This is a genomic window from Paenibacillus sp. F411 (genome assembly GCF_017582705.1).
In the GTDB taxonomy this organism is placed as follows: domain Bacteria; phylum Bacillota; class Bacilli; order Paenibacillales; family Paenibacillaceae; genus Paenibacillus_AQ; species Paenibacillus_AQ algicola.
The window spans coordinates 76970-100278 of sequence record NZ_JAGFIP010000015.1; the positions used below are offsets into that span (position 1 = coordinate 76970).

General features: G+C 51.0%; 21 protein-coding genes and 1 pseudogene. 8 read left to right on the top strand and 14 right to left on the bottom strand.

What is annotated here, in order from left to right; translation table 11 throughout:
* Nucleotides 1-16: 16 nt before the first annotated feature.
* The 4 genes from JJQ72_RS15325 to JJQ72_RS15340 form a co-directional block, all read right to left on the bottom strand.
* Nucleotides 17-1042 (bottom strand): sugar phosphate nucleotidyltransferase, encoded by a 1026-nt coding sequence (locus JJQ72_RS15325; protein WP_208204212.1) that lies wholly within the window; start codon nucleotides 1040-1042, stop codon nucleotides 17-19.
* Nucleotides 1039-2037 carry a GDP-mannose 4,6-dehydratase gene (gene gmd, locus JJQ72_RS15330; protein ID WP_138224391.1) on the bottom strand — a complete coding sequence of 333 codons (999 nt, stop codon included), beginning with the start codon at nucleotides 2035-2037 and terminating at the stop codon, nucleotides 1039-1041. The genes JJQ72_RS15325 and gmd overlap by 4 nt, the downstream gene beginning before the upstream one ends.
* A gap of 187 nt (nucleotides 2038-2224) precedes the next feature.
* Nucleotides 2225-2566 carry an alpha-helical endospore appendage domain-containing protein gene (locus JJQ72_RS15335; protein WP_138224389.1) on the bottom strand — a complete coding sequence of 114 codons (342 nt, stop codon included), beginning with the start codon at nucleotides 2564-2566 and terminating at the stop codon, nucleotides 2225-2227.
* A gap of 172 nt (nucleotides 2567-2738) precedes the next feature.
* On the bottom strand, nucleotides 2739-3860 hold the full coding sequence (locus JJQ72_RS15340; RefSeq protein WP_347880764.1) for a glycosyltransferase: 1122 nt from the start codon (nucleotides 3858-3860) through the stop codon (nucleotides 2739-2741).
* A 144-nt stretch (nucleotides 3861-4004) separates the two neighbouring features.
* Between JJQ72_RS15340 and JJQ72_RS15345 the strand changes: the two genes are divergently transcribed.
* Both JJQ72_RS15345 and JJQ72_RS15350 read left to right on the top strand, forming a co-directional pair.
* The gene (locus JJQ72_RS15345) at nucleotides 4005-7262 is read left to right on the top strand and encodes a glycosyltransferase (RefSeq protein WP_208204213.1); all 3258 of its coding nucleotides are present in this window, start codon (nucleotides 4005-4007) and stop codon (nucleotides 7260-7262) included.
* Nucleotides 7249-8058: an FkbM family methyltransferase gene (locus tag JJQ72_RS15350; protein ID WP_208204214.1), complete on the top strand. Its 810-nt coding sequence runs from the start codon at nucleotides 7249-7251 to the stop codon at nucleotides 8056-8058. The genes JJQ72_RS15345 and JJQ72_RS15350 overlap by 14 nt, the downstream gene beginning before the upstream one ends.
* A gap of 139 nt (nucleotides 8059-8197) precedes the next feature.
* Here JJQ72_RS15350 and JJQ72_RS15355 read toward each other — a convergent pair whose 3' ends face one another.
* Nucleotides 8198-9421, bottom strand: a complete 1224-nt coding sequence (locus JJQ72_RS15355; RefSeq protein WP_208204215.1) for a TraB/GumN family protein — start codon at nucleotides 9419-9421, stop codon at nucleotides 8198-8200.
* Nucleotides 9422-9612: 191 nt separating this feature from the next.
* Here JJQ72_RS15355 and JJQ72_RS15360 point away from each other — a divergent pair, with 191 nt between their 5' ends.
* The 5 genes from JJQ72_RS15360 to JJQ72_RS15380 all read left to right on the top strand — a co-directional run bounded on the left by JJQ72_RS15360 (nucleotide 9613) and on the right by JJQ72_RS15380 (nucleotide 14173).
* Complete coding sequence (locus JJQ72_RS15360) at nucleotides 9613-10047, top strand: hypothetical protein (protein ID WP_138224379.1); 435 nt, start codon at nucleotides 9613-9615, stop codon at nucleotides 10045-10047.
* 23 nt (nucleotides 10048-10070) lie between these two features.
* Nucleotides 10071-10448, top strand: a complete 378-nt coding sequence (locus JJQ72_RS15365; protein WP_138224377.1) for a hypothetical protein — start codon at nucleotides 10071-10073, stop codon at nucleotides 10446-10448.
* A 136-nt stretch (nucleotides 10449-10584) separates the two neighbouring features.
* On the top strand, nucleotides 10585-11817 hold the full coding sequence (locus tag JJQ72_RS15370) for a glycosyltransferase family 2 protein (RefSeq protein WP_208204216.1): 1233 nt from the start codon (nucleotides 10585-10587) through the stop codon (nucleotides 11815-11817).
* Nucleotides 11814-12929 (top strand): glycosyltransferase family 4 protein, encoded by a 1116-nt coding sequence (locus JJQ72_RS15375; protein WP_208204217.1) that lies wholly within the window; start codon nucleotides 11814-11816, stop codon nucleotides 12927-12929. The genes JJQ72_RS15370 and JJQ72_RS15375 overlap by 4 nt, the downstream gene beginning before the upstream one ends.
* A complete protein-coding gene (locus tag JJQ72_RS15380) occupies nucleotides 12926-14173 on the top strand; it encodes a sialidase family protein (RefSeq protein WP_208204218.1) in 1248 nt (415 codons plus the stop codon). Before JJQ72_RS15375 ends, JJQ72_RS15380 begins: the two co-directional genes overlap by 4 nt.
* A gap of 21 nt (nucleotides 14174-14194) precedes the next feature.
* Here JJQ72_RS15380 and JJQ72_RS20895 read toward each other — a convergent pair.
* The 3 genes and pseudogenes from JJQ72_RS20895 to JJQ72_RS15395 all read right to left on the bottom strand — a co-directional run.
* A pseudogene (locus tag JJQ72_RS20895) lies at nucleotides 14195-14413 on the bottom strand (helix-turn-helix domain-containing protein); the annotation flags it as partial.
* Nucleotides 14414-14485: 72 nt separating this feature from the next.
* Complete coding sequence (locus JJQ72_RS15390) at nucleotides 14486-15094, bottom strand: hypothetical protein (RefSeq protein WP_208204219.1); 609 nt, start codon at nucleotides 15092-15094, stop codon at nucleotides 14486-14488.
* 1 nt (nucleotide 15095) lies between these two features.
* Entirely contained in the window at nucleotides 15096-15632 is a 537-nt protein-coding gene (locus JJQ72_RS15395; RefSeq protein WP_208204220.1) for a hypothetical protein, read from the bottom strand.
* A 444-nt stretch (nucleotides 15633-16076) separates the two neighbouring features.
* Here JJQ72_RS15395 and JJQ72_RS15400 point away from each other — a divergent pair, with 444 nt between their 5' ends.
* Nucleotides 16077-16574: a phytanoyl-CoA dioxygenase family protein gene (locus tag JJQ72_RS15400; protein WP_279591732.1), complete on the top strand. Its 498-nt coding sequence runs from the start codon at nucleotides 16077-16079 to the stop codon at nucleotides 16572-16574.
* 58 nt (nucleotides 16575-16632) lie between these two features.
* Here JJQ72_RS15400 and JJQ72_RS15405 read toward each other — a convergent pair whose 3' ends face one another.
* The 6 genes from JJQ72_RS15405 to JJQ72_RS15430 form a co-directional block, all read right to left on the bottom strand.
* Nucleotides 16633-18051, bottom strand: coding sequence for a hypothetical protein (locus tag JJQ72_RS15405; RefSeq protein ID WP_208204221.1), 1419 nt, complete (start codon nucleotides 18049-18051; stop codon nucleotides 16633-16635).
* A 246-nt stretch (nucleotides 18052-18297) separates the two neighbouring features.
* Nucleotides 18298-19215, bottom strand: coding sequence for an NAD(P)/FAD-dependent oxidoreductase (locus JJQ72_RS15410; protein ID WP_208204223.1), 918 nt, complete (start codon nucleotides 19213-19215; stop codon nucleotides 18298-18300).
* 58 nt (nucleotides 19216-19273) lie between these two features.
* The gene (locus JJQ72_RS15415) at nucleotides 19274-19768 is read right to left on the bottom strand and encodes an RrF2 family transcriptional regulator (RefSeq protein ID WP_138224360.1); all 495 of its coding nucleotides are present in this window, start codon (nucleotides 19766-19768) and stop codon (nucleotides 19274-19276) included.
* 266 nt (nucleotides 19769-20034) lie between these two features.
* Nucleotides 20035-21612: an SAM-dependent methyltransferase gene (locus JJQ72_RS15420; RefSeq protein WP_208204224.1), complete on the bottom strand. Its 1578-nt coding sequence runs from the start codon at nucleotides 21610-21612 to the stop codon at nucleotides 20035-20037.
* 17 nt (nucleotides 21613-21629) lie between these two features.
* Nucleotides 21630-22310: an ABC transporter ATP-binding protein gene (locus JJQ72_RS15425; protein WP_243896123.1), complete on the bottom strand. Its 681-nt coding sequence runs from the start codon at nucleotides 22308-22310 to the stop codon at nucleotides 21630-21632.
* Nucleotides 22311-22334: 24 nt separating this feature from the next.
* On the bottom strand, nucleotides 22335-23309 hold the full coding sequence (locus JJQ72_RS15430) for an ABC transporter permease (protein WP_208204225.1): 975 nt from the start codon (nucleotides 23307-23309) through the stop codon (nucleotides 22335-22337).

The window sequence follows — 23309 nt, forward strand, 5'->3', positions numbered from 1 at the left end:
AAGCCCTGTACGCACATCAGGGCTTGGGATCTTCCGTGATCTCGGGCTGCTCGGCGAGCAGCAGCTTGATGTCATCACAGGCCTCTCTGGAAGTTACCAGAATACCATGGTCCGTAGCCACAATCATCAAGTTTGACACACCTATACATACGACCGGAACATCCGTTAAATTCATGGCGGTAACAGCCTCGGTGTCTCTCCGGTAAACCTTGCTTTCAAAATGCGGGTGGCCCATTGTATCGACCAAGCGATCCAGACTTCCGATATCGGTCCATCGGCCATGGAACGGGACCACTACAATATCCGGGGTTTTCTCCAGCACTTCGTAATCAAAGCTGATGGCAGGCAGGCTGCTATAGCTGGCCAGGCAAGCCGGATAGCTTGCGGGATCCCCTTTGCTCTGTACATATTGCTTCATAAAAGACAAGCGAAACATAAAAACTCCGCTGTTCCACAGCGCTCCCTCTGATATGAGCTCAGATGCCAGGTCCAGGGCCGGCTTCTCGACAAACTGCGAAATGCCATAAACCGGTCCTGCCGGATGAGCGGTCTCAAGCTGTGGAACAATATAGCCATATTTCCCGGAGGGCTCCATCGGCTCAATTCCAAGCAGGGCAATGTTCACTTGACACCAGTCCAGCCGCTGCGGCATGGCAGCCAGAAGGTCCACGAAATCTTCTTCTATATACAAGTCGGCAGGACAGAAGCAAACCAGCTCATCCTCCGGCAGCTTCAGCTCATCCAGCAGATACAGCGAGCTCAAGCATATGCTGGGAAAGGTGTCCCTTCTTTCCGGCTCGACAATGATGCGGGGACCCCATGGCAGGCAGCTGGAGATCTGCTCTTCATGCTCCGCCATGGAGGATACCAGCACATCATCAGGGCTGAATTTCTGCAACATCAGCCGGGCATTTCGGGCGAGAATCGCTTCCATATTCCCTGCTTCGTCCTGAAACAGAGGAATAAATTGCTTGGGCACCGACGATCTCGATAGCGGCCATAGCCTGCTTCCGGTACCTCCCGACATAAATACGACCTTCATGAGTCGTGGCAGCCTTTTTTCAGTTTCAGCTCCTCCTTGACCCTCCTCAGATCGCTCTCCACCATCATCCCTGCCAGCTGCTCGATGCGGGTTCTGGCCTTCCACCCCAGCTGCTGCTGTGCTTTCGAAGCATCACCGAGCAAAATATCGACTTCAGCAGGCCGATACAGCTTCGGATCCACCTGTACATGCTGTTTCCAATCCAGATTCACATAATCAAATGCCATTTTGCAAAAATCCTGCACGGATGTCGTCTGGCCGGTCGCAATCACGTAATCATCCGGCTGGTCTTGCTGCAGCATCAGCCACATCGCTTCTACGAAATCGCCGGCAAAGCCCCAGTCTCTCTTGGCCTCCAGATTCCCCAGCTGAACCTGATCCATGAGTCCGCAGCTGATTCTCGCCACGGCATCGGTAATCTTCCGGGTTACGAACTGAATGCCTCTTAACGGAGATTCATGATTAAACAGAATGCCGCTGCAAGCAAATAAGCCATGGCTTTCCCGGTAATTTACCGTCATCCAGTGGGAGAACAGCTTGGCTACACCATACGGGCTTCTGGGATAAAAAGGCGTCCCCTCCGTTTGCTGCTGATGCTGGATTTTACCAAACATCTCACTGGAGGAGGCCTGATAGAACCGGCAATCCGGTCTCACCAGACGCGCAGCCTCCAGTAAATTCAAGGCTCCCAGGCCTGTAATTTGAGAGGTTAAAATAGGCTGATTCCACGACGCCCCTACAAAGCTCTGGGCCGCCAGGTTATATATTTCGTCCGGCTTGTAGACCTCCAGCAGCTTGATGACCGAGGAAATATCCACGACATCTCCTTCTACAAGCTTGATCTGATCCAGAATGTTCAGCTCCTGCAGCCTCCACAGGTTCGGAGTGCTGCGCTGCGGATGCATTCCGATGACCTCATAGCCTTTGGATAGCAGTAATTGAGCCAGATAAGCTCCGTCTTGGCCAGTAATTCCCGTAATGAAAGCTGTTGTCATCGTGGTCCTCCTTCAATAGGCGTATGTGTATCAAACATCATCTGTTTACTTTATGCGCAGTAGGCGCCTGGTGTGCGGGAGCTTCTCCGGCAGTGGTGGTACAAAAAAAAGACCTGCATGTGTCAGCCATGCAAGCCACTCTCATAGGTTAAGCTGTGATGCCGTCAGGAACAGAGCCGCTTAAAGCTTAAGTTCCGAGAACGGGATTCCCAGGGGAAATCTGAATCAAGTCCAGGACATTCTCGAACTTGAATTGCAGCAGCATTTCTTTTTTGATGACATCCTGCAATGTTCTTCTAACACTGGAGTTGACGAGCAGCAGGTTGGATATTGTAATATCTCCAGGAGCCAGCGTGGATGTGGTTGGTGTCAATGTGCCCAACACGAACTGAAGCTTCTCGGCTTCAGCATTAATAATATGTGCCAGGGCCAGTTCCTCCAGAGCAATGGAAGACAGCAGTAAAGGCACCGTCTGGCCCAGCGTAATGCTGATGCTAGGGGTAATATTCGGGATGTTTGCTTGTGACATAACTCTACACCTCACTCAGTTTTTTTTACATGCTATTCAGGCTGTACGCAACGGGTGTACACTTATCTACCACGGCATTTGCGGAATATTGAGATACGAGCTTAGCTGCTGCTTTAGCACTCTGCATTATATTCCGCTTATGCAAAGATGACTTGGCGTTTGCCCAGAAGCGTCATTTTGATTTCAGCTTCAGCTTGTTTAAAGCCTCTATCGACTCGGCATGCTGGGGGTAGATCATTAGCGCCTGCTCATAGCACTTTTTCGCCTCTGGGTTATTTTTCAGGAGCTCCTGACACATTCCCTTATAATGCCAAGCCTGAAAGCTTCCCAGACCCTTCTGGGTGAGATGCGCCAGATTGGAATCCCCGATCTCAAGGCACTGCTCAAATGCCTCCAAGGCCGCTTCGAATTTCTTCAGCTGCATCAGTACAACGCCCTTGTAAAACACAAGATCCACATAATCCGGATACAGCATAATCGCCTTTTCAATCGCGGGATACGCGCCATCATAGCTCCCTACACTGATCAGAATGGAGTATTTCAGTTTGTACAGCAGCGAAGGCGGAGTCAGCCTGTTGCTCAGAAACGCCACGATCGAGCGATTGGTGTGCTGAAAAGATTCGTTCAGCTTCTTCAGCCGGTAGCACTCGGAGGCCATATGATAATGCAGCCAAGGGTCCTCCGGGTTATCGGACAACGCCTGCTGCAGCAGCTGCAGGTTTCGTTTGGCTTTATCCTTCACCTGGACCTGTGACTCCAGATAGCCGTAGTGCCACAGCGTTACCGGTGCATTGCCCATACGCTCAAGCATCTGACTGCCGCTGCCGAACACTTCTTCCACATTGAGTGCCTCATGGATTTTGTTACGGAATTGAAATCCGAGGCCATTCCGGAACATTCGGGGATGCGAGATTTGAATGATTCGATGATCATCCACTTCAGTGCCGTAATAATTGTTCAGTTCGAAAGAAAACAAATCATATTCCGCCTCCGTGGCCAGCTGCTTCAGCAGCTCGCCTCCTTCGCCCAGCTCTTCATCGGCATCCAGCCAGAGAATCCATTGTCCGCGGGCTTGGTGCAGCCCGAAATTTCTAGCCTCTGCAAAATGCTCATTCCATGTGTAATCAAGCACTTTCGCGCCATACTCCTTACAAATCGCCGGAGTGTCATCCGTTGAACCGGTATCCACAATGATCATCTCATCCACATAGGGGCTCACGCTGCTTAAACATCGGCCGATACAGTCCGCTTCGTTTCTGACAATCATACAAAGCGAGATTACAGGCGTCTCCACAATCAGTTCCTCCTCCTTTTTGTGTTATTTAGTTTATGTGCTGAATAACCATGAAGTGTAGATATTCGGAAATTAGCTCTCTAGTGTGATGAAGCGGCACTTCAACTGCCAGCCCGATCAAAACCAAAAGAAGGTGAAAAACCTGTGAGTAGAACCCTGAGCATAACTTGGGAAGGTGACTTCTCCAAAACCAACAGCCTGGCTCTTGTGAATGCCCATATCTATGAGCAGCTGGTGGAGGATTCCCGCTTTCAGCTGCATCGATTTCCGGAGGATCGGCCTGATCCGGCGGAAATCCATATTTCCCACTTATGGCCGCCCAGACTGAGCAGGCCGCCGGGCGCAGATTACTGGATCAGTATCCTGCCCTGGGAGTTTGGCGCCGTCCCTGTGACATGGTATATGCCCATGAAATACGACATGGATGAGATTTGGGTGTACAGCCAGCATAACAAGAACAGCTACATAGCATCCGGCATTCCGGGAAACAAGATTCGTGTGCTGCCCTTGGCGGTGGACCCGGACATCTTCAAGCCGGAAGAGAAAGAAGAGTCCTTTGCCGCTATAGACACTTCCTTTCGCTTTCTGTATGTTGGCGGCAGCATTGCCCGGAAGGGCTTTGACATTTTGCTGGATGCGTATCTGGAGGAATTCAGCCCGGAAGAGCCCGTCAGCCTGATTGTGAAGGATCACGGAAACACCACGCATTATCATGGAATTTCCATGCAGCAGCGCGTGCTGGATGCCAAAGACAACCCGCACTCTCCGCAGATTCTGTATACCGATCTCCACTTAAGCAGCCAGCAATTAGCAGATCTGTACCGGAGCTGTGACTGTGCGGTGTTTCCGTTTCGGGGAGAAGGGTTCGGCCTTCCCATTGCGGAGGCTGCTGCCTGCGGCACTGCAGTCATCGTGCCGGACCAGGGGCCTGCCTCTGAATGGCTGAACCATGATGAGGCTATATTCGTTCCCTCCAGGCTGTTTAGACATCCGGAAGCGAAGATTGGGGATTTGGCGACACTGGATGAACCCACCTGGATTGATATCGACAAAAAAGCGCTGCAAGCTGCCATGAGATATGCCTTTCAGCATCGTGATACCATCCACTTGAAGGGCAGGCTGGCCAGCAGCAATATACGCTCCAGCTACACCTGGCAGCAGACTGCTTCTCTGGCAGGCCGCTATATCCTGGAGCTCTGGTCCAGGCAGTCTTCCTGGTGCGGTCCATCTGCAGAACAGCAGCTTCGGCGGGAGCTGTCAGCTGTAACCGCCTGCAGCCAACGGGAACAGGAGGTCAAGGCTGAGGGCCTGCTGGCCGCCCTCGTCCAGCGGTATCCTCACTATGCCTCTCTTCATATGCAGCTAGCCTCAAAATATATTGCAGCACGCCGGTTTCTGCAGGCGATATCCCTGCTCGTACCCATTACAGAACAAGCTACAGAGGAAGGACAGTCCCGTTATTCCGATTTGACGGATGAAAGCACCGGAACCGCCTGGATGCTGCTGGGTATCTGCTATAGTGAAATGCAGTCCTGGTCCCTCGCTATTCACGCCTTCAATGAGGCCAAGAAGCTTCATATTCCGGTGCATTCGTTACAAATCCCTTATTTTCAGGTGGCTGTAAGAGCGCTCCGGCTTCTACTCGGGGAGCTGCATAAGGAGATGGGGGAAACGTATCTTGATCTCAATGCCGATGTGAACGCGGTAGAGGAGTTTCAGAAAGCCCTGAACTGCACTCCCGGGATGGAGAAGGCCGTGCAGCGTCTAGAAGAAGTGAAGGAGCTCAGAGAAGCCGGAGCCAAGAAGATCTCCTCGTTATTTACCAATAATGGGCGGCTTCTCTCGGCGGCAAAAGGGGACTGCGAAAAGGTTCAGTGGGTCTGGTCTTCGCATTCGGAGGTTTCTTCAGACATTCAGCCTTTATGGGAGAAGGCCGCCATGTCGTGGTTTCATCCCGGTCAACAGGTTCTCTGGGCGGAGGTCGGACAGTCGCTCGCGGAATATGACGCCGCAAGCGTAAATGCTTCTGTTGTCCTGCTGCTGAGTGACGGTGTAGACACCCAGGAGCTTATTGACTGGACCACTTGGTGCTCCAGCCGCGCTGCCGCTGGCAGTACGCTCATCGTATACCAGGGTCAAGCCGCTACCGAGTCATTTAGCGCCGTATGCTCGCTGCTGGAATATGGCATCTGGAGCCTGAAAGGCCAAGGCACCCTTCATAACCCTGAGGATGGCCGGCTGAATGCCTACAAAGCATTTCAGCGTGAAGAGATTGGTATTCACTGGGACTGCCCGTTCTATAATGCGACTGGATATGCTTCGGAGCAGCGGCATTTTATCGAGAGCTTGAAACCGTACCCCTACCTGATCAAGGTCCGGGCTATGGATGCGGCAAGCTCTGTACCTGAACCGCCGGAAGAGCAGATCGGGAATGCGTACGCGGTATTCAAGCAGCCTCCGCTGATTCACATGCAAGCTGCCCCTGCCCACTTATTCAGCATGCCCCGCGCCCCGATCAGCATTGGCCGGACCATGTTCGAGACGGACCGAATTCCGGCAGATTGGGTTCAGGTGCTCAATACATTGACAGAGGTGTGGGTGCCTTCGCAGTTTAACTTTGACACCTTTGTAGCTTCCGGTGTGGATCCTTTGAAGCTTCAGGTGGTACCCGGTGTGCTGGATGAACGAAAATATTCTCTTACTTCACTACAACGCTCAGCTATTCCCGGAGCCCGCAGCTTTGCTTTTCTTTCCGTATTTGACTGGAGCATCCGTAAAGGCTGGGACTTACTGCTTCGAGCTTATTTATCCAGCTTCACAGAGGAAGACGATGTCACTTTGGTGCTGAAGGTGAGCCAGATTAATGAGCCCAATGCTCGAATATCCCAGCTCATTGAACAGTTTACAAGGGAGCTCCAGCTTCATTCTCCTCCGCATGTGCTAGTCCTTGATGCTCGCCTGACGGAGCAGGAAATGCTGGAGCTGTACGCTTCCTGTCATGCTTTTGTCCTGCCTACACGAGGTGAGGGCTGGGGGCGGCCCTACATGGAGGCTATGGCCCTGGAGGTACCGGTCATCGGGACGAATTGGAGTGCTCAGCTGGAATTTATGAATGAGCAGAACAGCTATTTAATTGATGTCGAGCGGCTGGTTGAAGTCCCCTCTTCCATGCCTGCTCACTTCAAGGGCCATCTGTGGGCAGAGCCCAGCATTGAGCATCTGATCCAGCTACTGCGCGATGTATATCGCCGCTATGATCAAGCCAAGCAGCGGGCGCAGATCGGAAGACAAAGTATTTTCCCTAAGTATTCTACACAGAGCATCGGCAGAATCATCCACCGGAATCTAGAGCGGGTCATCACCCAATATTACGAAACCGAGGTGTATCATGAGCAGAGTTAGCGCTTATCTTGGAGATTACACGTATCTAACCCAGCTGGAAGCAGGGCCCAAAATTTATGTCGATACCCGCGAGCTGTCCATGAGTGCCCATCTGATTGCTGATGGCTTCTGGGAGTCCTGGATTTCCAAGCTGTTCACCGCCTCCCTCTCTCCGGGAGCAACGGTTCTGGACATTGGAGCCAACTGCGGCTACTATTCGCTGATTGCTGCCCTGCATACAGGACCTGGCGGCAAGGTCCATACCTTTGAGCCTAACCCTTTTCACCACCAGAATTTATTAAAAAGCAAGCTTATTAACGGGTTCTATCATATGGAAATTCATAAAGCTGCACTGAGTAATCAGGAAGGCACGCTGTCTCTGTATTCTCCAACCATGCTGACGGCTTCAGCCAGCATCATTGAAAGCCTGGTTTCGGCCATTAAGGATACAGATCCTCTCCAGGCCATTGAGGTGACCACGGTCCGGCTGCGGGATTACCTGCCTGACATTGCTGCCGATGTCATCAAGGTTGACATCGAAGGCGCGGAGCCGCTCATCCTCGATGATCTTGTGGAAATTCTGGAACGAAAGCCGGGCTCCAAGCTGTTTATGGAATACAACCAGAAGGCGTGGGAGATGCAGGGCTATGACTGTCTCGCACTGCTGGACAAATTTCGAAGCAGGCAGTACAGCATTTATATCATCGGTCACGATCAGCTGCTGACGCTGGTATCGCCGGAGGAGCTGATTCAATTGACCGCAAATGCGACTCATTTCGACTTGTTCATTACCAAGCCGGCCAGCGCGGCTGGCTAAAGCGGTTGCGAGGAGATCTATATCGTTAAAAAAGGAGTCGCCATGGCAAGAGTATCTTGCCATGGCGACTCCTTTTACATATTGCTCCGCTATGCGTATATCGATCGTCTACATTAAAATATGATGCCCGTCTTGCACACTACTTCCGCTTCACCGTATAGCCCTTGTCCTCCAGCAGCTTGATGATTCCATGCTCACCCAGATAATGCGCTGCCCCAACGACAATGAAATACTCCTCATTCTTGCCGTTCCGGAGATAGCCATCAATCTTGTCGGCCATTCCAATGTTGCGGTCAATCAGCATCGCCTGAACATACTCTGCATCCTCCGAGACACTGTTTGTCAGCTCCAGCAGCTGCTCTTCGTTGCCCGTTTTCCACATCTGGGCCATCTGCTTCACACTCTGGTCCAGTTGGTTGAACTGCTCCAGCGCAGTGTTCAGGTTGCGCTCCTGCAGCTCCTGGGAGAAGCCGTTAAACATGCTCAGCTGGGATTCGTAGGATTCAAGCTCCAGCACAGGAATGCTCTTCTCCATGGCCTTCTGAACAAAATACAGATCAATCCCCGCTGCAGCCTCATAGCCCGCCGCCGACGCCTGCAGGCTGCCCAGCGTGCTCTCTACCACCCACGGCTTGAAGACATCCAGTGCATCCGGCGCAATACCGCTCTGACGGAGCACTTCTCCCAGCTTGGCATACGTATCTGCGGAGATATGATCCTTCAGGGTGGTGCCATCCTGGTACATACCGAGCTTCATGATAAGCTGCTGCTGAGCCTCATCCGCCGCTTTGCTTACATCAATCTCGACGCCAAGATAGTCCGCCTCGGCAAAAGCTTCATCAAACTCCGGTCGCAGCGGATAGAAGCTCTCGTCCGCAATATGCATTGAGCCGACCAGGTATACGGTATTGCCACCGCTCTCTATCTCCCACATAAATCCGCGGCCCGCAGCAGCCTGTACCGCCTCCTTGACAGAAGCCGTAAGGATGACCGTACGGGTCTTGGCATCCCAGGCTACCGCATAGCCGGCAGCCTCTCCGACCACCCGGATCGGAGCGTAGGTGACACCGTTCATCTTCAGAAGCTTGGCTTTCAGAATCTTGGAATCTCCGTCCGTAATAACGTAGATCGTATCCTCCGAAGCCTGAGCCAGCTTGACGCCCAGCTCCTGCAGTGTCCATCTCAGTGGTACATACGTTGTACCCTTCTCCACCATCGGCTTGCTTGTGCTGTACTCCAGCACCTGTCCTTCCATACTGACAACCGGAGATACAGGTGCGGCAGCAGCCGGGGCTGCGGCCGTTGCCAGCAATCCGGCTGAGATCATCAGCGATAGCAACGCCTGATTCCAATTCTTTTTCATGAGGTACGCTCCTTTTCCTATGTATCTTCTATTAGACCCTGCTATTTTACCATATCCTTCATCGTCTTTCATTTGGGTGCATTGCCTTACGAGCTATCAAAGTCTATTAAATTGTACGCATTGCCCGCGATGAACATCCACGCTTTGTCTTGACCAGAAGCATACGATACCGAGAAAGGAGATGATCACTTATGCCTGCACAGTTTCTGGATTCAAAGACATCCCAGAATGCCAGCTACGCCAATTCCATTTCTATTCCGCTGTCCGCACTAGGTGCACCTGACCTCATTGCCCAGCAGACGCTTGATCTTTCAGCAGGTGCCTCTGGCTTGACCCGGGTTGAATTTTCCGGTGTGCTTGCCGTCCAGCTTCCGCTGCTGCCCGTAGCCACTACTGTAACCGTGTTTGTAACCCGGGGATTGACACCATCCGACACCATCGTATTCTCGGCTGCCCGAAGCCTGGATCTCTCAATCCTGGGTCCGCAATTAATTGCCTTCTCCGGTTCGGACTTCAATGCGCCGAATACGACAGCTGCTGCTTATTCTGTATTTGTAAGCACCACCGCCCTTGGCGTTACGCGTGTCGGACCGGAAAGCTTCAATTTCACCGGCACCTCGGATTAAAGTGAACAGAGGAGGTCTGTACCATGGCGACCTTTACAACCAGCTTAATTACCAATACCCGGGCAACCGGAACTGCGGCTACGAACCTGATCGTTAACTCCAGAAACCTCGGCTCTTCCAGTGCCTCCATTGTAGTTGTCGTGTTTGGCGTTCCGGAGTCCACGCTGATTCTGACTCCCCTGTACGTCACCGGCTTTACACTGCCCGCCAATTCAGCAAACATCCGCCAGTTCTTCATTGCCGGCAATGTCTCTTATGAGGTTCAATACAGTATCACATCACCGTTCAGCCAAGTCGTGATGTCCAGCTATGGCATCGATGAGTTCGGAAATCTCGTTACAGACCAGCGGGTGCTGCAGTCCGAGCTGACTCCAACCAACAGCTTGTCGATCCCGGTCTAGGATTCACCTCAAAGAGAGCAGGCAGCTGCAGAGCATCCTGCTCTCTTTCTCATGAAGAGACGATTCGCACAGGCATCTTCCTGTGGCTGCCGTATACTGTGCTGTAACTGAATGTATAAAAAAAGAGGTGGCTTGCATGATCGACGTAGGTGTTGTGATGCCATTATACAAGCAAGAGCCCGAATTTCTACGAGCGGCTATAGACTCCCTTCGCAGCCAGCGCTACGAGCATTTTATCGTGATCGTAGTCATAGACGGGGCTCCGGAGATGGAGCCGCTTGTCCGGGAATATATCGGTGAAGACGACCGTTTCGTTCTTCTGCCGCAGCCGGAGAACCGAGGAGTTGCTGCAGCCCTGAACAAGGGCTTCGAGGAGCTGTTCACCTTTCCGGACATTCGATATGTAACCTGGGTCTCCAGCGACAATATTTATTATCCCGATTTCCTGCAGCGGCTTCGTCAGCGGCTGTCAGAGGGACCGGAGGAGCTGGGTCTGGTATACTCCTCCTTTCAGTCCATATCGAATGAGGGGACGCCCTTGCACAGTGAATATCAGCTGGCAGCCCAGCGCAAGTATCAATCCAGCGCTAAAGACAAGCTGCTGGATGCCTGTATCATCGGCGTGTCCTTCATGTACAAGGCTCAATATGCGAAGCTTATTGACGGATATCATATGGTACCTGTAGAGGATTATGAATATTGGCTGCGTCTGACCGAGCATTGTGATATCCGCTATTTGCCTGTAGAGCTGATGGACTACCGCGTTGACTCCACCTTCAGTGTATCCGCCTCCCTGAAGGACGAAGCCCGGCATCGCCAGTGGAGATATACGTACCATCTGGCACGCCATCAGGCACGAGTGCGCCAAGGCATTCCGCATGCCCTCACGGTTATCTACCCCCTGTCCACCGTCAGTCCTGTGGACGTGGCAAGAATCGAGAATTTGTATGATCAAAGCTTCAGCAATTACGTCACGGCCATTCTGGATTTAAGTCCAGATGAAAGTGTATCCGCCGCTCTATCCAATATTCCGCATCCACTGACCAAATTCATGTGGCTGCCGGGGGAACGAGAAGATCAGGCAGTCTATTATGCAGCACAGATGATCGAGACTCCCTTCGCCATGATGATCGGCACTGAGCCTTTTGCTGCAGTCACTGATCTGGAGGTGCTCACGAAGCAGCTGCTCAAAGCTCCGGCCGAGGTGGAATCTAATTACTACAACAGCACTCATTCCGATGTCGATTACCGCTATCCGGGTGTGCCGTTTCAGTTTCGTGCGATCCAGCACGAGCTGTTTCGGACCGACTCGCTTCGGGCCCGGCTGAAGACGTACATGATGTCACAACGACAGGAGGGCTTGCTATGAAGGTGCTCTTTACCTTTTTCAATCCCAGCGGCGGCATGGAAACCTTGAATCGGGTGCGTTGCAAAGCCTTAATGCAGCACGGCATCGAATGCCATTTGTTGTACACCCATGATGGAGAGGGACGAAAGAACATCAAGGGCATTAAGACCTTCATTCTGTCTAATCCGGAGCAGATTCAAGCTCTAATCCGCCGGGAGCATTACGATACCATTGTCATCTGTTCCGATATTCAATTAATGGAATGGATGCATCAATGGGGCTATACTGGCCATCTCATTTATGAAATCCAGGGACTCGGCACCGTGGAAACGGCCCGGGAAATTCTGGTGGATTATCAAGCCCGCATTGAAGCTTATGCAACGGCGCTGCTCTATCCCCGAACCTCTCATATTCAAAATATGATGAAGGAGCTCTTTCCCGGTAAGCTGCACTTCTGCTTTGACAACCCGCTCGATACCGAGCGCTTTCATTACATTCCTTATCCGCCTAAGCCCTTTCCTATTCTGGGATGGATCGGGCGAATTGAGAAGAACAAGAACTGGAGAGATTTTCTGAAGCTCGGCGCGGCCTTGAAGCAGCGGTATCCGGATATGTATCTATGGATGTTCGGCGATGATACCCTGTTTCATCCCCAAGAGCAGGCGGCGTTTCAGCAGATGGTGGCGGAACTGCAGCTGTCCGAAGCATTGATTCAGTACTCCAACGTCCCGCATGAGATTATGGCCGACTATTTATCCATCATTGGCGACTCCGGCGGTTTGCTGTGCTCGACATCCATCACGGAAGGGTTCGGATATGCAGTAGCTGAAGCGATGCTCTGCCGATGCCCTGTGCTGGCTACAGATTCCGATGGCATCAGAGCCTTTCTCTATCCCGGCAAAACCGGACTGTTCTACGAGATGGGGAATATCAAGCAGGCGCAACGTTCTGCTCTGTTGATGATGGAGAATGCTGTTCTTCGAAGCCTCATTGTAGATAGCGCCGAGGCATTGATGCACCAGCGATTCTCGGCTGCGCATTATGTCCGTCATTTTAATTCCATGCATAAGGTGCTGTCCCGAAAGCGCCGCGGAGAAAAAGACCACCCTAACAGAAAGGTGCTGGATCCATGACCATATTTAATTTTCAAGTGACTCCGGGCGGCCCGCCCCGCTTCGAGCCTACGATTGCTGTCAATTTGCTCAGTGTTAACAATATGGTGGCGACCTCCGTTTATTTTGAAGGCAATATCCCCTTGGTCGGGGCGTATACCTCGTTTGACGGCGGCGGCACCTGGAATGTGCAGGTTCTGCCTTTACCAGATGGCTTCACCGGTTCCGAGGCGCCATTTGTCGCCTATGCGTTCCCTTCTACCTTCGTCATCGCGGTGCACGCGTTTCCCGGCGCTTTCAGCGGCACGACGGTGGTCTACCGTTCTACAGATAACGGAGTCACCTTTTCTCCTCCGGTCACCGTAGCGCCGGGCTATGGGCTGTACATCAATAATGATGAGCCGGCGATTGAGGTGGACAATGCGACGGCCAGCCCTTTTATCGGCAATTTCTATGCTGCTTATAACCGCCAGTTCAACATTGAGGCCAATGCCCGATCGGTCGCTTTCTTTCAGCGTTCTCTCGATCAGGGGGTAACCTGGGAGCAGCCAGTGCTGCTGTCCAGCCCCAGCGATGTCGTAGAACGTCCTGATATTACCGTAAGCCAGACCGGCAGTGTGTTTGCAACATGGATTACGACGAATCCTCCCTCGCCTACCTTTTTTCTAAGGAGATCTCTGGATGGGGGGCAGACCTTTGAGCCGTCCGTCGTGATCTCCCCCGTGGATCTGGTGCCGATCGTGCTGCCGGTCCCCGGATACGGATTCCGCGTACTGACCTTTCCTAATATTGCAGCAGATATTACAACGCTTTCGACCTCCGGCAACCTGTATGCCGTCTGGCAGGATTTCCGCTTGGGCTATTCGGATATTTTCTTCTCGAAATCTACCGATCAGGGGCAGAGCTGGTCTCCACCGGTTTCGATCACCGGGGCACCTGCCAATTCCCAGAGCTTTTTTCCGGCATTGGATGTGGATCCGTTAGTCGGTGTCGTGAATGTCATTTATTACTCAAACCGGATCGATGGCTTTGACCTGGATGTATTTACTGCGCGTTCCATTGACGGCGGCAATACGTTTACCAATCAGCGGGTCACCGCTCAATCCTTCAACCCCAACGAAGGCAGCCCTACCCCGGTTCCGCTCATTGGAGATTATATCGACATCAAAAGCGTCCCTCCCTACGGCTATATCGGCACCTGGACCGACACTGTAACGGGAACGCAGACGATTTTTGCCGGATTTAACACAGATCCGGTAGCTTGAAGCGAGCGTTTAATGAGTGCATTACAGGTGCGGAGATGAGCCTTGCCTGCGATACTTTCCGGGCGAGAGGCCCATGCGGGATTTGAACATTTTGGAAAAATGATGGACGCTGGAGAATCCGCAATATGCCGCGATTTCCTCCTGGGTCCAATCAGACTGCCGCAGCAGCTCGCAAGCGTGCTGGATGCGCATATGGAGTAAATATTGATGCGGCGACATGCCGTATTGCAGCTTGAATACGTCATGAAATCGGAATTAAATAATAAATTTAAAGCCCTAATCATAGGATTAGGGCTTTTGTAATACATAAAACTAATCAAATAATTGAACTATCTCTTTGACTATTAATTCTTTTCTGGTGACAAATTTATTTATGCTTGTAAAGAATAGCCTACTTGTATTCTTTGGAAACACTTTTTCAGGTTGTTTGAATAATAAAATTAGGTATAGAGAGTTTCCTTCACTAACCCCAATGTTTTTCTTGTAAAGTTCTTCCCAGATCTGATCAGAAATTTTTGGAATAAATAGATCCGTATAGTTTTCCATATAAGCCTTAATTCCATACTCGGACCACCACCACAAAGAGAAAGCATCCCACACCATTTCAGATGTATCAGATCCTGTATTATCTCTGAATAGTTTTGAATAACATTGTTTGAAATGAATCGAACTATGAGGATTCCCAGTTTTTTGTTGCTGTTTTAAGTCAACTATACTCTCATCCCAACACATGTTAAGAATTTCTGCAAAGCTATCAGATTGAAGTAATTCAGATTCATTTAAATTAAAATGTTTCCCTGGAAAAACGTCCTTTTCTTCATGAAAGCAAGTATAAACGCTCTCAATAAATAATAGAAAATTCAAATCCATTGGAAGTATATTTGAAATATTTAATTGCTTATGATGACGTGAAAGTGTCATATTAAATACTCAATCCTATTTCGCATGGTGGAACTACCCACGAAAATAGTCCAGAAGCATCTCTCGCTGTACCAGTCAAACTAATACTATATGATCCACTACTCAAACCCAATGGAACATAATCATCTCCACAGGCTCCACCTAATGCTCCAGTACAACTTACGGGTATAGTATCATTTAGTACAGGAAGTACTCCATAATACTTATACACCACAATAGCACCTGAAAACGTGTGAAGAGTAGAGAACCGTGGGTTAACCTCCCAACTGATTGCACCTCCTGGACCGAAAGCAGAATTTATACGAGCATATCCTCCACTTCCAGAACAAGTAGCAAGAGGATCAATTTGATTAACTGATACAACGGCCTGAGTATCGTCTACACAAACATATTGACCCTCTATTAAGTTATATTCATTAAGTAATGCAAAGTCCTCTGGGGCTTCCACTTTAGGTGACATATTATTTACTTCAGCGGCAAAAGCATTAATAGGCATAACTAATACCATAACCAACAATAATCCGATCATTTTCTTCAAAAGTATCACTCCTCGACTTATTTAGTGATGTGCATATCTACAAGTTAAAACTTTAGTATTAAACTATTATGTATAGACACTGGTGCAACTTCATACTTTGCCATTATCACTTACAGTTGTAAAAAAGCTTAAGCAGATATAATACATTATCACCCTCTAACTCTATTTATTTACATTTAAAATTAAAATATATTAAAATAGTTGTGAATGTCAATGAAAAAGTTGACTACTACGCTAATCAAAAAGTTGGGCTCATGGCTTCGCTATAGAATATAGGCGAATCGAAACAAAATATAACGACTCATGTGAAGACAATCCTTTAGACGCGGTCTTGTCGATCCCCTTCCTGGACTGGACTGATGAATAAGACGAACGCCAAAAGGCACCCCCGCGGCAGAGGATGCCGTTTTAGTTTATTATTGGGGAATATTTGTATGAAAAATACTGGCAGGTGGATATGTTCAAGGAGGCGGTCATACGCCGTGGCACCAGGACCAGATCTACTGGCCTTTGGATACGGCAAATACCATTACCATGTGGATGCCTCTCGTTCCGGTTCCGCAAGAGGTCGGTACGATGACATTTGCTTCAGGAAGCCACAAGCTGGGCTATGTGAGCCGCAAGGAAATTTCCGATGAGTCCCACACTACACTGGGTCAGTTCATTGAGGCCAAGCACATTCCGCAGGTCAACTACGGGGCGATGGCTGCCGGAGATGCGACCTTCCACGCGGGGTGGACGATCCATAGCGCTCCCGGTAACTCGACAGACCAGATGCGTAAAGTGATGACGATCATTTATGTAGCTGACGGTACGGTGATCGCCAACCCGGAGAGTAAGGCGCAAGAGAGCGATTTGAACAAATGGCTGCCCGGACTGGCTCCTGGCGACCTCGCTGCCAGCCCCCTTAATCCTCTCGTCTATCAAGCGGGCAGCAAATAAGCTGGATCAACCAAGAGCCGGAGCAGGCCTGCTCCGGCTCTTCCTGTTCAGAACCTGCTCAGATGAGAAAAATCGCGGCGGCTGTTGTCACCAGCAGCCCGATCAGCACCGGCTTGAGATTCCGGCGCGCCAGCTCAAACGGACTGACTCCGCAAATGGCGGCCGCAGGGATCAATGCCCATGGCACGAGCGTACCGCCGCCCACCCAGATCGCGGCCACCTGGCCCAGTGCCGTTAAGGTTGCTGCATCTGATCCTGTAGCTGCAGCAAAGAGCTGGGCAATAGATCCCGCGAGGGAAATGCCGGAGAAGCCGGAGCCGTCCAGCCCGGTGATGACTCCGGTGATCGTCAGCGTCACTGCACCGACGGCACCGTTCAGCGGTACAACGCCGGCCAAGGCCATGCCCAGATCGTTGACAATGCCCTGCGAGCCTTCCGGCAGGACGGCGCCATACAGCTCCGTCAGGGCCGCATCGCCAAGATAGAAGAACGCCGCGATCGGGATAACAGGGCCGAACACCTTGAAGCCGAATACCAGCCCGTCAATCATATAAGACGTTACCTTTTCCAGACCCTGGTTCCGATGTGCCAGCAGCGTGACCCCGACCAGAATGAAGACGGCCGTCCCGCCCACCAGCGCAGTCGCATCCCCGCCCTGGAGCCGAAGCATGAACATTGCGGCGACATCGGCCACAAACAGCAGCGGAATGATCACAGCCAGAGCGCGCCGGAGATTTCGCGTGAGCACGGGCGGGGCTCCCTCATCCTGATCACTGCCGCGAAGCGCCCCGGCTGCTGACGGCTCCGCTACCAGCCCATCCCGCCAGGTGCCGTTCTTCAGATCCCGCCGCATCATCCAGAAGGCTACGCTCGTAGTCACCAGCCCCATAATGATGACCAGCGGTACGCTTGCCTGAATGACACTGGACACCGGGAGTCCCGCAGCATCTGCCGTCAGCTTCGGCGCGCCCTGGATGATGTAGTCACCGGACAATGCAATCCCGTGGCCGAACAAATTCATCGCTACGGCCGCTCCTAGCGCAGGCAGGCCAACACGGGCTGCTACCGGAAGCACCACCGCTCCAATCAGGGCGACTGCCGGAGACGGCCAGAAGAAAAAGGAGGTCAGCATCATAATCAGACCAATCCCCCAGAAAGCCATCGCCGGGGTCTTGATGAAGCTCGTCAGCGGAGCCACCATCGTCTCATGGATGCCCGTGCGGATCAGCACCCGGCTCATGGCCACAATGATGGAAATGATCATAATGGTGCCCATTAGCTCCTTGGTAGCATAGATGAACGAATGAAATACCCCGGACACCGATCCAACCAGCGTCTCGGCTGCCAAGAATCCCAGAGCAAATAATCCCGCCACACAAATCATTGTTGTATCCCGCCGCCGGATCATTAGCGTCAGAATGAACACGATAAACGCCAGATATACATAATGAATGCCCGTTAATGAAATACCTACCACCCCGGTCACACCCTCTCATCATTCAAAAGTGGTGCTATACCGTATGCTTGGGCATAGGCAATGGTTCTTCATTTACGGGAGCATGGGCATTCGCTGATCCTGAAGAGAGATCAGCACCTTGCCGTAGCGTCCCCCCTCCTGAACCGTAACGGTGCCCGATTCATTCCCTTTACGCGCATGCTATCCAGCTTGACGTCACTCTCAACTTTCCAGGCTTTCCCCACATAGCATCACCGTAAAAATGGTTCATGCCTCTCTCCTCCAAGCCTCCATATTCAGTTCATTATTGAGGATCACCGCGGCCAGAGATCCTGACGATGCGGCAGCAATGGTCTGATGGAACGGGGATGCGGCATCGCCGGCACTAAACACCCCGGGAAGGCTCGTTTTGCCGAGCTCATTAACTACGACCGCTCCGGCCTCCGTCATCTCGCACCCGATGCTTTGCGGTAAATCCGAGCCTGTCATCAGCTGAGGCTTGAAAAAGATCCCCCGGCATGCCACGGCCGTTCCGTCTTCCAGCACCACCTCCTGCACAAGGCCGTCACGGGATTCAATCCTCCGGATTGGCGAATCAAACAGCGGCACCCCTTTTCTCTTCAGCTCCTCTCGCTCGGCATCTGTCAGCTCATCCGGTCCGTTCGTGCAGACCGAGAAACGATCTGTCCATCCTGCGATCACAGGAGCAAAATGCAGCAGCTCCTTCCCTTTCTGAATAATAACGAGCGGCTGGTCTCTCAATTCCCATCCATCACAGTAGGGGCAGACAAAGGCGCTTTTTCCGTACACCTCCGCAAGTCCTGGAATGTGCAGCGGAGAGTCCTTCATTCCTACAGCGAACAGTATTTTTTTGCATTTGAATACTGTGCCTTCCGATGATTGAAGCTGGAACGCGCCGTCTGCCCCAGAGATTGACGTTACGCTTTCCCCGTAAATGGATACCGAAGGATAGGCGCCCAGCTCTTCTCTGGCCATTCTGCGAAATTCGCTCGGCGCAACGCCGTCACGGGTTAGAAAGCCATGCATCCGGGAAGTTACCGCATTCCGAGGGCGTTCTGCATCGATAAGTGCAACCTCTTTCCTTGCCCTACCCAGCACGAGAGCCGCGTTCATTCCGGCCGGACCGCCGCCAATCACAACAACATCCACGTGAATATTCTTCATTTTTCTCTAACCTCCAATATAGATCTATAATATCCATAATTAAAGCGCAAGAAGCTCATTACTTCTTGTCTTCTTGCGGGCTGCAGGAAGTCAGTGCCTCATCCAGAACCGACTGGATGGTATGCTCCTGCAAATACTGGTACAGCTGCTGTTCGGCGCCGAGCATGACTTTCTCAACCAGGCATACCTTCGGTTTGTGGCGACACTGGACATCCTCCGTGGCTGCACCCGGCTCCTGCCCCACTAGTAATTGGTGCTGCTGGGATCTGGAGTTCGAGCATTCAAACAGCTGCTGCCGTCCTTCGATCACCAGAATGACATCCAGAAAGGAAATCTGTTCTGCCGGCCTCGCCAGCTCATATCCGCCATTCACTCCGGGGACCGCACGAATGATGCCATCCTGCCTCAGCTTGGACATAATCTTGGACAGATAGCTTTCGGAGACGCCCAGCGTGCTGGACAGGGCCTTGATCCCTACATTCTGACTTTTCCCGGAAAGTCCCAGGTGGATTAAGGCATGCAAGGCATAGTCTGTGCTTTTGGAAAACTGCAAGGGTCTTCTCCTTTCCGTGTTACGTCGATGACTATTATAGATAGCTAGTATCCATAATATATGTTAGCAGGGATCGCGTCAACAGGATTGCCCGGCTGGTTGATGTGGCGGGACCGCGGGGGATAGCACAACCGCGGGGTATGGCTGTACCGGTGAGTATGGGGGGAGGTCATGCTTTTCCAGGTGAAGGTCAGGGTAAACACATAGCCGTTTGGAGCTTCGGCCTCGAAGCTTCAAACGGCTATGTAAGGATGAATCTATGCTTGTTACATACTCAGATCGGTCGATGGCTCGAAATGGTCAAGCAAGGCCAAAGCCTCCTCGTGATCCGGCTCCAGCTCTAACAATTCCCGCAAATACTGCACTGCCTCCTCCATCAGATCCAGCTCAAAGCAGCAGATCGCCAGGCAATAATAGACGGTGGATGGAACCTCATCATAGCGCTGCTGGACGGATATCTCCAGATAGCGCTTGGAGTGCTCATACAGTTCCATCTCAAACAGGATCAATCCCGCATCCAGTGCTACATCGTAGCGCTGTGCCAGAACGTAGTAGGAGGACCACATGCGTTCAATGCCGCTCAGCAAATCCTGCTTCTCCTCATCGTTCGCGTCCGGCAACAGCTCGGAGAGCCGTTTGGTGCTCTGCACGAAAAACTCTGTGTCATAGCCTCCTAGACGCCAGAAGCTGAAGATCTGCTGTAAGCCCATATGATCCAGACGGACATCCACCCATTCCTTCAGACTGAAAAACTCATCCGGACCAAAGCGTTCAATGCTTCGACGGTATGCTAAACGCGTATGTGCGTACTGCTTGGGATTGTTCAGGCTGAGAATACAGCCTACATTTAGATTCTTGTAGTGCTGAGAGGGAAATAATGCTTCTCCTCCTCTCTCCTCAAACACATGCTGAAACGCGTGGTAGTTCGCCGTCAAAGAAAAGCTGCCATGCAATGTCAAAATGGGCGGCTCTGCAAATTTCCAGCTATCAAGGAGATGATCTCCTTTATCAGCCGTTATGAGCAAAAAGCCTTGCTCCGATAACCGGGATAAACGCTCTAAACAATCCAGTCCGGCAGCAGGAAATAAAATATGCGAGTCCTCCAGCTCCTCCTGATACAACGCAATCGTACTGCGGTACGGGTAAGAAAGATGCTCGTACTTCGGTTCCCGCCGGTGCTCATAGCTCAGCGTGATTTGATCCAGCCACTCGGAAGGACGCAAGGAATTCGCTGACTGTACAGGCGCTTCAATATACACATCCGCTTCATAGATGCTCCCATCGCCAACATAAATCAGCTCTTGCGGGATGCTGTCAAAGAAGTAGTTTCCGATTATAATTAACGGCTGCTTCACATCCCCCGGATGCAGGGTAGCTCCCGATACAATCAGGTTCAGCTCGGTATCCCGGACAGCATCAAAGCGCGCAAAATCCAGAATTCCCTCAGTAATAAAAGACTGCAAGGCGGGATGCTCCCTCCAAGCCACCACATTACTCATGGGCAGATCTGTCATAATATACTGGAAGGGAGGCAGCTCCATTCCCGCATAATCCCGGAGCTCACCTAATTCCTGCAGCACATGATAAGCCAGGCGTCCGGCGCCGGCGCCAAGCTCCACAATGTACACTACGGAGTCCGCACCGTCTTCCTGATTCATCCGATCCTGAAGGAATCCCAGAATCATCTCTGCATAGGCTCCGGCAATCATCGGATTGCTCGTTACATATTGAGGAACCTGGTCATTTCTCCAGGCCTCCGTGCCTTTCTCTTCATAATACTGTCGCTGCACATTCCATATAGGTGCTTCACTAAACCGGTAACGCTGCTTGCTTAAATCTGACATGTACACAATCCTGCTTTCTACAATAGGTTTAATCCTGTTTCACTTAAACGATACACTTTATTGGCCCGCTCAGCCACCTCTATGTCGTGGGTAACGATTACAAGGGTCAGCTTCTCCTCCTGATGCAGTCTTTGGAGAAGCTCCAGAATTTCATGGGTTATGTCAGAATCTAAATTTCCTGTAGGCTCATCCGCAATGAGCAGCTTCGGCTTATTGACCAGTGCTCTTGCAATGGCCACCCGCTGCTTTTGTCCTCCGGAAAGCTCACTCGGGAACACCCGCTCTTTATCCGATATTTGTAACTGCTCCAATACATCCATAATCCGCTGCCTCCGCTGGTGCTTATTCAGCTTGTTGGCATAAATCAACGGGATCTCTACATTTTCAAAAACGGTCATATCCGTAATAAGCTTGAAATCCTGGAACACGAAGCCGATCATTTCATTCCTTACCTTGGTATACTCTTTATTAGATAAAGTGTCAACAGCCTGATCATGAAGCCAAATGCTCCCGCGATCCGGCTTGTCCAGCAAGCCGATAATATGAAGCAGTGTAGATTTTCCCACTCCAGAAGTACCTAGAATCGCAATATAATCGCCTGACTGAATTTCTAGTGTAATGTCCTCCAGTACCTTCAAGGAGCTCTTTGGATTGCTGGTATGAATATAGGACTTGCATATATGAGAGAGGGTTAACATAAGCAGACCTCCTTATTCTCGGCTTCACGATAGATGGCTGATCAGTGGAGTATTTTTAAATTTGAAGAATGGCAGGACAGATAACAACGTCATGCATGTCAATACCAGCAGAGCAGCTAGAACGGTCCAGGGCAGCTGCTGTACATAATCAGGCTCATAGTAATAGACAACGAAGGATGACAATATGGTTGAACATAGTAGTATAGGCAGAGACATCATCATAAACTGCAGATTGTAGCTCAGTATAATATGTGTTCTGGAGGCTCCCAACAGCAGATGAATCGCCCAATTACTTTTGTTTCGCAAGTAGTCTAATAACACGGCTCCCAGATGACCGATGGCGAAGCATACCATAATCGATATCGTAAAGATCAGGAACACTAACGAAAGTCCTTTCGCGGTATTGAGACTTTCCTGGCTTGCACCCAGGACATTTTCCAGATGGAAGTACAAGTCTCCCCCATGCTGTCCCAGAATTTGAAGTAATGTACGCTTGGTTTCAGGGTTTACCTCCCCTTGGATCCAGGCATAAGTGACACTTGAGGAATGATTCGGCGGGAGTGAAGTCACTTCAGTGCTCTCCGATAAATAACGATAGCCCAGCCTCGATAATAGATCCCATTGGATCCCTTTGTCTGATACTACTGTTTTGTAAAGCTCTTCGCTTAATAATAGTATTGTCTTGCCGTCTTGCCCTGCTTCAAAGCTGCCTATGTAAACCTTGATCTTATCTACGCTCTGCAGCTGTGTCATCAGCTCACTGCTGAACTGAAACGGCTGCCTGCCGCTTTCTGAGGTCGCTCTGCCATGGACATTAATGGTGTATAAATCCGAACCAAATGCATGCTTGTACATCCGGATACTATGTTCCACACCAAGGTATATGGTGAGCACGGTAACGAAAAGCGTCAAAGCCATGCCCAATTGAAAAGCCGATAGCAGCGTTTTGGTCTTGGAGCGCATAATTCTCCGCCAAGCCAGTTGGAAGGTATACAGCAA